Origin of the sequence: Saccharothrix carnea (genome assembly GCF_003014735.1) — a bacterium.
GTDB classification, from domain to species: Bacteria; Actinomycetota; Actinomycetes; order Mycobacteriales; family Pseudonocardiaceae; genus Actinosynnema; species Actinosynnema carneum.
The window spans coordinates 50,073-61,807 of record NZ_PYAX01000004.1; the positions used below are offsets into that span (position 1 = coordinate 50,073).

Here is an 11,735-nt window from a genome sequence, read left to right on the forward strand (position 1 = left end):
GGTCCGTGCTGAGCGGCCCGCGGGTACCGCGGGCCGCTCAGAACAGCGGGACCAGCGCGCCGACGACCCCGGCGCCGACCAGCGCGCCGACCACGCCCCGGCGCAGCACCAGCAGCCACAGCGCGGCGAGCCCGAGCAGGACGAACTGCCACGGCTCGTGCAGCGACCAGGCCAGCGGGACCGTGGTGCCCGCGATCGCGCCGATCGCCGCCGCGCCGGCTCCGGTGAGGAACGCCTGTGCCTTGTCGTCGTCCCGCAGGCGGTGCAGCCTCGGTCCGCCCGCGATGACCATCACGAACGACGGCGCGAACGCGACGAACGCGGCCAACAGCCCGCCACCCAGCCCCGCGGCGGCGTAGCCGACGACCGCGACCGTCTGCACGACCGGTCCCGGGGTGATCTGGCCGAGCGCCACCGCGTTGAGGAACTCGGCGTCGGTCATCCACCCGTACGTCTGCACGGCGTCCTGTCGCATCAACGGGATGATGACGAACCCGCCGCCGTAGGACAGCGCGCCGACCTTGGTCGCCACCCACGCCACCGCGCCGAGCCCTCCCCCGACCGCGGGCAGCGCCAGGACGACGGGCCAGTGCGCCGTGCGGCCGGACGGCGCCCGCACCGCGACCTCCACCAGGCCGGCGGCGACGAGCACCAGCACCAGCCACGGCCCGGTCACCGCCGCCGCGACCGCGCCGACCACCAGGTACGACGCCCACCGCACGCGTGCCGCCCACGCCGTGCCGACGCGCCGGTAGCTGCCGGGCACCAGGCCCCACGCCGCGTGCGCCGCCACCGCGGGCACCGCCGCTCCCGCACCGGCCGCCGCCCCGGTCACCCACGCGGGCGCGTTGTCGGCCAGGAACAGCACGGCCAGCGCGAGGATCAGCAGCAACCCCGGCACGATGAAGCACACCCCGCCGACCACCGCGCCGGCCGCGCCGCGCAACCGCCACGCGCACAGGATCGCGAGCTGCGTCGAAGCGGGACCGGGGAGCAGGTTGGTGACCGCGATGCCGTCCTCGAACTCCCGGTCCGACAGCCACCCGCGCCGCGTCACGCACAGCTCGCGCAGCAACGCGATGTGCGCGGGCGGCCCACCGAACCCGACGCAGCCGATCCGCCCCCACTCGCGGGCGACGGTCGCCAGGCTGACGGCGCGCGCGTCGCCCACCACGTCACCACCCATCCGGTCGAGGCCACGCGCAGGATAGCCGGCCAGTACCGTCCCACCGGTGAGCGCACCGGACTGGCTGACCGATACCAAAGTCTCCTACGACACCGTGGCCGACAGCTACTCCGACATCACGCGTGAGGCGTTCGCGAAGACGCCGCTGCTGCGCGGTGTGCTGGCCCTGTTCGCCGAGGCGGCGCGGGAGGTGGGCGGGCCGGTGGCCGACATCGGGTGCGGGCCCGGGCTCATCACGGCGCACCTGCGCGGGCTGGGGCTGGACGCGTTCGGCGTCGACCTCTCGCCCCGGATGGTCGAGATCGCCCGCCGCGACCACCCCGGCGTGCGGTTCGACGTCGGCTCCATGACCGACCTGGACCTGGAGGACGGCTCGGTCGGCGGCGTGCTGGCGTTCTACTCCGTGATCCACGTCCCGGACGCGGAGGTCCCGCGGGTCTTCGCCCACTTCCACCGGGTGCTGCGGCCGGGTGGCGTGGTCATGCTGGGCTTCCACGTCGGCGACCGGGTCCGGCTCAAGACCGAGGGGTACGGCGGGCACCCGATGTCGCTGCACGTCCACCGGCGGCCGGTGGAGCGGGTGGCGGGCTGGCTGCGTGACGCGGGCTTCTCCGTCGAGGCGCAGGTCCTGCTGGGGCCGGACGAGGACGTGCCCGGCGGCATGCTCATCGCCCGCACCCCGACCGGAACCTGATCGGTTCCTGCTCGGTCCCTGCTCGGTCCGTGCTCGACGAGGCCGGCCGCCGCCGCGCCGGGTCAGGTCACCGGCACGATCCGGGCGGCCGGCAGCTCGCCGTCCTCGATGTCCAGCAGCCCGATGGTGCCGTGCGGCTGGCGGCGGCGGTCCGTGGGCGAGCCCGGGTTGAACACCCGGACGCCGTCACCGGTGACGTCCATCGGGATGTGGGAGTGGCCGAACACCACCAGGTCTGCCTCGGGGAACCGGCGGCGCATCCGCGCGGTGCGCCCGGTGGCCTGGCCGCTGTCGTGGATCATCGCGACGCGCAGCCCCGCGAGTTCCAGTTCGACGGTCTCCGGCGCGCCCCACGCGACCACGTCCGGCCCGTCGTTGTTCCCGCACACCGCGATCACCGGCGCGTACTGCGCCAGCTCCTCCAGCACGGACGCCACGCAGACGTCACCCGCGTGCAGGATGACGTCCGCGTGGCGCAGGTGTCCCGCCACTTCCGGGGGACACGACTTCCAGCGCCTGGGCGCGTGGGTGTCGGACAGCACGACTACCCGCATGGTGCGGAAACCTACCGTTCGCGGGCTCAGGTCAGGGCCGGTCCCGCGTCGCCGCTGGTGGCCAGTTCCTTGAGGAACTCGTGGCACTGCTTGGCCCGCGCGGAGTCCTCCTCCATCACGCGGCGGAAGAAGTCGGCGATCTCCCGCTTGCCCGCGTTCTCCGCGTCCCGGACGTACTGGCCGTAGTCGTGGCCCGCCTTGAGCGCGTGGTACTGCACAGAGATCAGGTCGTAGCCGACGTCGTCGAAGCCGGTCTCCCCGGTGGCCATGGTCCCTCCTCGGTGGTCGGTCGGTCGTCCTGTGCCATACCCGGCAGGCACGCCGCCAACCACCCGGGCGGTGGTCGCGCTGAGTGGCAGGCACCCGGGGTTGCTTGTAGCGTGCGAAACCGGGTTGAGACGACAGCCTTGGTCTGCGGCGCGAGCCGTTTCGCTGGCTGGAGGAACCCATGAAGATCGCAGTCGTCTCGGCGCACGCCAGCCCGTTGCCGGTGCTCGGCGACGCCGAGGAGGGCGGTCAGGACGTCCACGTCGCCGATCTGGCGGCGGCCCTGGTCCGTGGCGGGCACGACGTCGTCGTGCACTCCCGGCGTGACTCACCGCGGTCGCCGGAGGTGGTGCGCACCCGGCACGGTTACGACGTGGTGCACGTGCCGGCCGGGCCGCCGAGCCCGATTCACCCGGACGAGCTGCTACCTCACCTGGACGAGTTCACCCAGTTCCTGCGTTCGCAGTGGCGGGCCGACCCGCCGGACGTCGTGCACGCGCACTACTGGACGTCCGGTGTGGCGTCGGTGCTGGCGGCCGACGGGTTGGACGTGCCGGTGGTGCAGACGTTCCACTCGTTGGGCGTGGTGGCGCAGCAGGCCGGTGACGAGGGGGTGCCGGAGGCGCGGCTGTCGACCGAACGGCTGATCTCGCGTCAGGCGACCCGGGTGGTGGCGCAGTGCACGGACGAGAAGGCGCAGCTGGTGCGGCTGGGTGCGCCGCGGACGCGGATCGCGGTCGTGCCGCCGGGGGTGGACGTCGACCGGTTCAAGCCGGACGGTCCGCGACTCAACCGCCCGATGGCGCACCGGCTGGTGTCGTCCGCGGTGGGCGCCGAGGACGTGATCACGGCGTTGCGGGCGGTGTGGGACACGGAGCTGGTGGTCGTGGGTGGTCGGGCTGAGGACGTGCGGCGGCTGCGGGAGCACTCGCGGGCGTCCGGCGTCGGCGACCGGGTGCGCCTGGTCGGCCGCGTACCGCAGGTGGCGATGCCCGCGCTGCTCCGGTCGGCGGACGTGGTGGTCTGCGCCGGGTCGGACGGCGCCACCGTCACGCCGCTGGAGGCGATGGCGTGCGGCGTGCCGGTCGTCGCGGCGACCGTGGGCGGGTCGACCGACACGGTCGTGGACGGTGTCACCGGTCTCCTCGTGCCGCCGTCCGACCCGCGGGCCCTGGCCCGCGCGCTGCGCCCCTTGTTGGCCGACGACGCCCGCCGTGACGCTTACGGCATCGCCGCCACCGACCGCGTCGAGGCCAGGTACAGCACCGCCCGCATCGCCACCGAGACCATCCGCGTCTACCGCCAGGCCGCGGGTCTCGCGGACACCGTGGAAGCCTCGTTCCACGAAGCCTGACCCACCCGGGTGGGCGGTTATTGCGCGTAGGCGCGCAGGCGGTCGGTCAGGTCGTCCGGAGTGCCGTAGGCGCGCAGGCGGATCGGGCGCGGGTCGCCCGGGTGGTCGCCGCGGCGGAGGGCGGCTACGTAGTCGGCCACGGAGGGAGGTGCTGGGAGGACGTCGCCGCCGCAATAGGTGAGCACTACCGGTGAGTCGGTCGGCGCCGTTCGCACGGCGGCGGCCCAGCCGTACTCCTCGTCCCACAGCAGGGCGAGGTCGCGGTCGGGGAAGGTGGGCAGGTTGCCGTCCACCGCCAAGTACGCCGTGACCGGTGGGCCGGGGTCGGCTCGCCAGCACTGGCCCGCCAACCCCAGCTCCACCGCGACCGCCCGCAGGTACCGCCGCAGGCCGCCGGTCGGCGTGTCGTCAGGACCGAGGTCCACCGTCCTCAGGTCACCTCGTCCCCGGCGCGTCGGCGCGTGGCAACGAACGGCCCAGCGCGAAGCCGAGCGCGACCATGCCGAGGCCCAGCAGCAGGTGCAGCCAGTTGTCGGCGCCGTTCACCGGCACGAAGTTCGCCGAGCTGTCGTGGTCGATGATGAGCCCGTAGAGCCACAGCACCAGGTAGACCACCCCGCCGGCGACGAGGTACAGGAACGCGTTGCGCGCCTTCTTCGCCATCAGCAGGCCCAGGACACCGAACGCCAGGTGCACGACGTTGTGGAGGATGGACACGGCGAACACGCCGAACAGCTTGGCCTGGGACTCGTGACCGGCGAACTGGAGCGAGTCGTAGTCGGTGGTCAACCCGGGGATGAACCCCGCGATCCCGACCACGAGGAACACCGCTCCCACGACCGTGGCCGCCAGTTGGACCGGTGTGCGTGTCGTCGCTGTGCCAGGTCTGGACATGTCGACTCCCATCGCCTCACGGAAACCCACTTCGGTTGCGGATCGACTACCCGGAGGCGCCGGGGGCAAACGACTCGCGCGGCGGTTCGACGCGGGCCGGCCACGCGGTCAGGAGTTGCTCCAGCCGCCGTGCGTCCTCGGCGTCGAGGGCGGGACCATCCCCGGGCGGCCCCCCACGGAGTCCTCGCCCGCGTGCGCGACCTCGGCGCCGCAGGCCCCGCAGAAGTGCTCCGCCGGCCAGGATCCCGGCGAAGTCGTCAGGTGATGCCGAGCAGGGCCAGCGGGCGGTCGGCCTTGCGGGTGTGGTTGTCTAGGCCGCCGCCGTCTCGGTGATGGAGCCTGTCGGCGCCGGGCGTGCCGCCTCCAGGCGGGCGTACTCGTGCAACAAGGGGCCGTCGACCTGCACACCCGGGCACTCGCGATCGCACGCCGTTCGGACGACCTGAACGTCATCGCCATCACGCTCCTCGACCTGGGCGAGGCCCACATCGCCACCGGTGACCCGCACACCGCCCTCCCCCTGCTCCGCGAAGCCCTCGACCTGACCACCCGCGCCAAGGACCGCCACCACACCGAACGCGTCCACGCTGCCCTCAGCCACGCGGAGGACGTCCTACGCCGGGCCGCGGACTGACCGCCACCACCCGGCCGCCGACACCCCTGCGTCGGTTCACAGCGACAGCCGACCGGTGTCGGGATACTGGCGCCATGGTCGTGACAGGCGGCAGGTCGGAAGGTTCTGCCCGCGAGTCCGCGCTTGTGCTGGACGTGGAGCGGTTTGCGGGACCAGGTCGGTGGCGATGGGTGCTGACCGAACCGGGTGGGGAGTTCCTCGCCGATCACGACGTGTCGTTGGACGAGTCGTGCTGGCAGTACGAGGCGTTCTCGGATCCGCACGGGTACCTCCGCGTGCACGCGGAGCCTGATCGGCGGTCGGCGTCGGAGGCTGAGATCCTGGCTCGGCTCGGGAGGTGGATCGGGGCGGAGGTCTTCGGCGACGTCGGCGCCGCCCTCGTCGCCCGGGCACCGGTCACGGTTCGGGTGTTGATCCCCGAGCAGGCGCGGGTGCTCGCCTTCCGGCCGTTCGAGTCGGCAATCGCGACCGGCCGGGCGTTCGCGTTGTCGCAGGTCTCCCTGGTCGTGCAGGTGCAGACCGCGGACCGGCCCGCACGCGCGAAGACCGCCATCGGCGACCGCGTGCGCGTGCTCGCCCTGTTCAGCCTGCCCACCGGCGCCTCGGTGCTGAACCTGCGTCGGGAGCGGCACGGGTTGGCCGCCCTGATCCAGGACATCGCGCACACCCGGAACCTGTCGATCGAACTCCGCGTGGTGCAGTACGGCGTCACCCGCGAGCGATTACGGGAAGTGGTCGAGGAAGCCGATGGCTGGGATGTGATCCACATTTCCGCGCACGGGCTGGATGGCAGCGTGTTGTTGGAGAAGGAGGACGGCACCCCCGATCCGGTGAACAGCCGCGAGTTGGTCGACCTGATGGTGGCGACGGCACACCGGGTGCGGGTCGTGACCCTGTCCGCGTGCTCCTCCGCGGCGCCGGTTCTCGCCGGGGACCGGCGCCTGCTCGGTATCGACGTGGCCGAACTGCCTTCCGACGGCGTCGCGGCGCAGGCGATGTCCGCAGTGGCCGTCGACCTCGCCGAGCGGCTCGACGCGGCGGTCGTCGGGATGCGCTTCCCGATCACCGACGAGTTCGCGATCGGCCTGTCCGCGGAGTTGTACGGCCTGCTGCTCGGCAGGGGACAGCCGGTCGCCCGTGCCCTCGCGCTCGCCCTGCCGAGGGTGGTGACCGATCCGGCGACACGGTCGCGGCCTGCCCTGTCGGCAGGGACGCCGGCGTTGTTCGGCTCCCACGCGGTCGACACGACGGTGGTTGCGCCGCAGGGCGGTCCCGTCCTGTTCGACGAACACCACGAGCGCAGGATGGCGAACGTCCCCGATCAAGCGGAGCGCTTCGTCGGCAGGACCCTGTTGCTGACCAGGGCGGCGCAGGTGCTGGCGCCGCGCAGCGGGCGGTCCGGGTTGCTGCTGCACGGGATGGCAGGCGTGGGCAAGACCGCGAGCGTGGTGGAACTGGCGCAAGTCCACGCCGACCGCTTCCGCGCCGTGGTCTGGTACCGGGCGCCGGGCGAGCACGACCGGATCACCGTGGCGTTGGCCGACTTCGCCGAGCGGCTGGAGGCGGCACTGCCCGGCTTGGCCCTGCGGCACCGACTCGGCGATGCGCGGGAGTTCCAGCAGTTCCTGCCGGTGCTGACGCAGTTCTGCCGGACTGAGCGGGTGTTGTTCGTGTTGGACAACCTCGAATCGCTGCTCACCGCGGACGGTGTGTGGCGTGATGCCCGGTGGGGTGCACTGGTCGCCGCACTCGCCGACCACGCTGGGCCGTCCCGGGTCCTGCTCACCTCCCGGCGTCCGATCGCGGACCTGACCCCACGCGTGGTCGCGCACCCGTTGTCAGCCCTGTCGCGAGACGAGGCGCAGTTGCTGGCGCGCGAGCTGCCTCGATTGCGTGCCCTGATCGACGGCACGGTGCCGGGGCTCGGCGTGCTGGACGGCAGGAGGCTCGTGGCGCGGGTGCTGACCGCGACGCAGGGCCACCCGACGCTGCTGGAGCTGGCCGACCACCAGGCCGCCGACCCCGCGCTGCTGCTGGCGCTGCTCGCCGACGCCGAGCGGACGTGGCATCGCACGTCCACGCGGACGGAGGACTTCTTCAAGACCGGGCAAACCCATGCCGCGACGGCGGGTTACCTCGAAGTGCTGCAGGAGTGGACCCGAGGCGTCATCGGATCCCTGCCGGACGACGCGGTCTCACTGTTCACCGTGCTGTGTCTGCTTGAGGACGGCGACCAGCTCCACCCTGTGGTGGAGGGCGTCTGGGATCTCTTGGACGACACTGCGGGCAGGCCGTGGGACTCAGCGTTGAGTACGTTGCTGACCACCGCTTTGGTGACCATCTCCCTGACGGCCGAAGGCGATGTCCCGATCTATCGGGTGCACCCCGCGATCGCCGCGGTCGGGCGTGGCCTCGCCGAGCCCGGGTTCCGCTCGCGCGTGGACCGGGCGGCCGCCGACGTCTGGATGGCCGGCATGGCTCTTGCCAGTCGGCACGAGCACGAGGACAGGCTGGACTGGTGGGTCCGCAGCGGCTGGTTGGCGCGCCGGGCGGGCCGCAGCGCGGCGCCCTACCTCCTGCGTCTCGGCGACGGGCCGACCGCCGCGGCGATGCTGGCGCGGTCGTTGGTGCGCGACCGCTCTCCCGACAGCCTCCGTGCCGCGTTGCCCGTCCTCCGCGCAGTGGCGGACCTGACCGACGGCACCGACGTGGCGGGGTCGGTCGACGCGCTGCTCGCAACCGTGCTGCTCGACGTCGATCCTGCCGCCGGGGACCGGATGACCTCGGACCTGCTGGCCCGACCGCAGCCGCGGTCGTCGTCAGCTGTCGTCGCCGCGACCTATGGCCTCGGCCAGTCCTACTTGAAGCGCGGCCGGTTGACGGACGCGCTGGCGATCACCGAAGAGCTGTTGAGCCGCGAAGGCCGTCCCTGGACGCGGCTCAGCTACCTCGCCGACCGGGTGCTGCGCCGGGTGGAACTGCGGGAGGACGTGGATGCCGCAGGGGAAATGCGGCTCCTCCGGGAGCGCTTGGACGCCCTGTCGCACTCCGGCCGAGTCTCCGACGACTCCTACGACTCCGACGACGAGGCGTTCTTCCGCTGGCAGGTCCGTGAGCACATCTACCACGTGTCCTCGATCGTGGCGCTGCGCACCGGGGACTGGAGCGGGTCGCTCCACTTCAACGACGTGGTCAGCGAGTCGGAACGGCGCCGGGACGCGCCGGCGGGCCACCAGGCCGTCACCCAGCTCACCCGCTGCGGTCCGCTGTTGCAGCTCGGCCGGACCGCGGAAGCCCGCGACCTCCTGCTCGGCTGCCGCGACGTGTTCGAAGAACTCGGCGACGCAGTCCACCTCGGCAAGACCTACGGCACACTGGCCCAGATCGAGGACGACCGGGGGCACGGCGACGTCGCGATCGACCACGCGCGGACCGCGCTGCGGTACCTCTACACGGCAGGCCATCCGGCCGATGTCGCCGCAGGACACGACAACCTGGCCCAACTGCTGTGCGGGAGGAAAGTCCAGGACTTCGCCGGTGGCTACACCCACGGACTGGCCGGCGCACTGCTCGACATCCTGATCGGACGTGCACCGAGGTCCGGTTCGCTGCACCTGACCGCGCTCGCCCTCCGGTTCGTGGAGAGGGTGCCCGCAACGCTGGACTCGGCGCTGGAGGAGATGGACCGGGTCGACGGGCCTCGATTCGGCGAGTTGTTGTCCCTGTGGTCACCTCAGACCGTCCACCGGGCTTTCGACCAGGCGCTGGAGACGGTCCTCGCCGCCGCCACCGCGGCGGATCCCGACCTCTTCCGGTTTCTCGTGGCATGGGAGCCCGCCACCTCGGCGCTGGTCAGCGCGGCACACGGCGACGAACAGGCCGGTGCCGTGGTCGACGAGTACCTCCGGAACTCCCGGTCCATGACCGCGACTTGGCAAGTGCTCGTCGACGCCTTCAGCCGGCTCCGATCCGGTGACCGCGACCCGAACCTCGCCCAAGGCGACCGGTTCGACGTCGCGATCACCCGCCGGGCCCTCGCCGCACTGGGCGATCACAGCCTGGTGGCGCCGATGCTGTGGCCGCTGGTATCGGTCGGTCACTCGCTGGGACTGTTGGCCGGTGCACTCCGAGACGGCGACAGGAGTACGGCGAAGCCCCTCGCCGCAGCGATCGCCGGGATGGCGACGGTGCGTGAACTCGGCCTGTCCGACGTGCTTCGGCTCATCGCGGAGGTCGGTCCGGACAAGGTCCCGATCAACGGCGACGACCCGGTGGCGGAGTCGTTGGTCGCCACCTTCCGGCACTACCTGGCGCAGGTCGGCCCGACACCCGGCTGATCCACGACAAGGCGTCGGCACTCAAGCCGGCGACTACGGCCCGCTACCGGGCTCGTGCGTCGAGGGGTCTAGCAGTTCACGCCGACAGGAGGCGTCTCGGTCCTGAACGAGATCGAGGGCGGTGAGTACCCGGGCGGTGCGAAGAAGGTGTGCCGCCCGACTGCCACCCAGTACGCCAGACGACCCTGGCAGATGTCGTAGGCGGTCGACGGCATGGGGCCCGGGGTGTTGAAGCCGACTGCGAGCGAGCCGATGCCGGTTTGGACGTAGCCGTAGCCTTCCAGGTATCGCCACAGCTCGGCTTGCGCGCGGATCTGGGTGACGGGCGCGGTGCAGGAACTGCGGGACTTGCCCGTGACGGCGCTCGGGGTGCCGCTGGAGTTGTGCGGGTAGTCCGTGGCACCGGTGCAGGTGATGACGTCCATGGTGCCCAGGCCGTTGGGCTTGCTGAACACGATCGGGTCGTTGCCGTTCCCGACCCGGCCCGCGTCGGGCAGTCCCACGCGGGTGTTGGCGGCCTCCGCCAAGGTAGTGGGCGCGGCGGCTGCGGTCGGTGCCATCGTGAGCGTGGCGATGGCCACCGTGGTCAGCGCTGTCGCCAGTGCCGCCGCCAGTCGTCGGTGTCGAACCCTCATGTGGGATACCTCCGGTGGGATCGGTTGCGAACAGAGCGCACGCTCCCCCGGTCGACTGGACGCCGATTGGACGCCGACTGGAATCCAGCCGCGTCACCGGATCCGACCGTTGCCGCGGTCGATCGGCCCTGCCGGCACGGCTGTAACGTGGAGGGGCAATTGCGTGTCCTGAGGTGGCTACAACCCTGTGCCGCAGCGCACCGCCGCCGAACTCGCCGAGTTGCAGACCACCGCCGACCGGCATCAGACGCCCGGTCGGCGACTGCGCACTGAGCCGACACTGTCGGTGGGAGCTGATTGACTGGCCGGATGTTCGAAACTCCCGACGAGCTCCACAGCCTCCAAGTCCTGCTCGACACGTCTCTGGCCGGCTCCACCAGCCACCTCAAATCGATCATCCGGCCAGGTGAGAGCACCTTGGGCGCCGAGCAGGTCGTCCGAGTCTGCCAAGGCATGTGCACCCTGGCCATCGCCACGGTCACCCGGCGCGGTGAGCCACGCATCAGCGGCGCCGACGGGCACTTCCTGCACGGCCGCTGGATCGTCGGCACCCACCGCCAGGCCGCCAAAGCCCGCCATCTCGCGGCGCGCCCCGGCATCAGCGCGACCTACATGCGCGGCGAGCAGCTCGGCATCTTCACGCACGGACACGCCGTTCCGCTGAACCCCGAGGGGACGAGCAGCGACCCGACCTGGCCGGCGATCCGCGACTACCTCGTCAACCACTACCACGGCGACAGCGACGACCCGTTCTGGGACGAGAACATCTGGTATCGCATCGACCCCACCTGGATGGTCGCCTACAGCACCGACCCCACCGGGCTGCTCGACCGACAACCGCCAGTCTGAAGAGAGCTCGCGCGGGACCGGTCACCGGTCGATGACACGTTCCTGCCGGCCCGGCTATGTGACGGACAGTCCGCCGCAGCTCGGACGACGGCGACGGTGGTCCCGCCGCGGCCGGTGGACGGGTGCCGGAAGTGGCGTCGCTGGACGAGATGGTGGCCGGCGGCACGGTGGTGATCACCGCGATCCAGGGCACCGCCGGCATCGGCAAGACCGCGCTCGCCCTGAAGTGGGCGCGGCGGGTCCGCGGCGAGTTCCCGGACGGCCGCCCAGGCGCCGTCAGCAGCCGGTAGTGCGCACTCGGACCGGCTCGATCAGCATCACCCCGGCCAGG

12 protein-coding genes are annotated in these 11,735 nt (G+C 72.0%); 6 read left to right on the forward strand and 6 right to left on the reverse strand.

Features of this window, described 5'->3' with window-relative positions; all coding sequences use genetic code 11:
- Positions 1-37: 37 nt before the first annotated feature.
- Positions 38-1,186: a chromate efflux transporter gene (chrA, locus tag B0I31_RS12175; RefSeq protein ID WP_106615481.1), complete on the reverse strand. Its 1,149-nt coding sequence runs from the start codon at positions 1,184-1,186 to the stop codon at positions 38-40.
- 46 nt (positions 1,187-1,232) lie between these two features.
- Between chrA and B0I31_RS12180 the strand changes: the two genes are divergently transcribed.
- Complete coding sequence (locus B0I31_RS12180; protein ID WP_106615482.1) at positions 1,233-1,880, forward strand: class I SAM-dependent DNA methyltransferase; 648 nt, start codon at positions 1,233-1,235, stop codon at positions 1,878-1,880.
- A 62-nt stretch (positions 1,881-1,942) separates the two neighbouring features.
- Here the strand turns inward: B0I31_RS12180 and B0I31_RS12185 are convergent, their stop codons facing one another.
- Together B0I31_RS12185 and B0I31_RS12190 are read right to left on the reverse strand one after the other, a co-directional pair.
- Positions 1,943-2,434, reverse strand: a complete 492-nt coding sequence (locus B0I31_RS12185) for a metallophosphoesterase family protein (RefSeq protein ID WP_106615483.1) — start codon at positions 2,432-2,434, stop codon at positions 1,943-1,945.
- Positions 2,435-2,460: 26 nt separating this feature from the next.
- Entirely contained in the window at positions 2,461-2,703 is a 243-nt protein-coding gene (locus B0I31_RS12190; RefSeq protein ID WP_106615484.1) for an acyl carrier protein, read from the reverse strand.
- 179 nt (positions 2,704-2,882) lie between these two features.
- Here B0I31_RS12190 and B0I31_RS12195 point away from each other — a divergent pair, with 179 nt between their 5' ends.
- Positions 2,883-4,055 carry a glycosyltransferase gene (locus tag B0I31_RS12195; RefSeq protein ID WP_106615485.1) on the forward strand — a complete coding sequence of 391 codons (1,173 nt, stop codon included), beginning with the start codon at positions 2,883-2,885 and terminating at the stop codon, positions 4,053-4,055.
- A gap of 17 nt (positions 4,056-4,072) precedes the next feature.
- On the opposite strand, the gene B0I31_RS12200 is transcribed toward B0I31_RS12195, so the two are convergent.
- Both B0I31_RS12200 and B0I31_RS12205 read right to left on the reverse strand, forming a co-directional pair.
- Positions 4,073-4,480, reverse strand: a complete 408-nt coding sequence (locus B0I31_RS12200; protein WP_106615486.1) for a DUF6292 family protein — start codon at positions 4,478-4,480, stop codon at positions 4,073-4,075.
- Positions 4,481-4,490: 10 nt separating this feature from the next.
- Positions 4,491-4,949 carry a DUF4383 domain-containing protein gene (locus B0I31_RS12205; protein ID WP_106615895.1) on the reverse strand — a complete coding sequence of 153 codons (459 nt, stop codon included), beginning with the start codon at positions 4,947-4,949 and terminating at the stop codon, positions 4,491-4,493.
- Between the two features lie 379 nt (positions 4,950-5,328).
- Here B0I31_RS12205 and B0I31_RS12210 point away from each other — a divergent pair, with 379 nt between their 5' ends.
- Both B0I31_RS12210 and B0I31_RS12215 read left to right on the forward strand, forming a co-directional pair.
- The gene (locus B0I31_RS12210) at positions 5,329-5,583 is read left to right on the forward strand and encodes a tetratricopeptide repeat protein (RefSeq protein ID WP_106615487.1); all 255 of its coding nucleotides are present in this window, start codon (positions 5,329-5,331) and stop codon (positions 5,581-5,583) included.
- A 170-nt stretch (positions 5,584-5,753) separates the two neighbouring features.
- Positions 5,754-9,920 carry an AAA family ATPase gene (locus B0I31_RS12215; protein WP_181320129.1) on the forward strand — a complete coding sequence of 1,389 codons (4,167 nt, stop codon included), beginning with the start codon at positions 5,754-5,756 and terminating at the stop codon, positions 9,918-9,920.
- Between the two features lie 68 nt (positions 9,921-9,988).
- Here B0I31_RS12215 and B0I31_RS12220 read toward each other — a convergent pair whose 3' ends face one another.
- Positions 9,989-10,555 (reverse strand): hypothetical protein, encoded by a 567-nt coding sequence (locus B0I31_RS12220; protein WP_146173826.1) that lies wholly within the window; start codon positions 10,553-10,555, stop codon positions 9,989-9,991.
- Positions 10,556-10,864: 309 nt separating this feature from the next.
- Between B0I31_RS12220 and B0I31_RS12225 the strand changes: the two genes are divergently transcribed.
- Together B0I31_RS12225 and B0I31_RS40560 are read left to right on the forward strand one after the other, a co-directional pair.
- Positions 10,865-11,404 carry a pyridoxamine 5'-phosphate oxidase family protein gene (locus tag B0I31_RS12225; protein WP_106615490.1) on the forward strand — a complete coding sequence of 180 codons (540 nt, stop codon included), beginning with the start codon at positions 10,865-10,867 and terminating at the stop codon, positions 11,402-11,404.
- 122 nt (positions 11,405-11,526) lie between these two features.
- On the forward strand, positions 11,527-11,694 hold the full coding sequence (locus B0I31_RS40560; protein ID WP_181320130.1) for a hypothetical protein: 168 nt from the start codon (positions 11,527-11,529) through the stop codon (positions 11,692-11,694).
- The last annotated feature ends 41 nt before the right edge of the window (positions 11,695-11,735 follow it).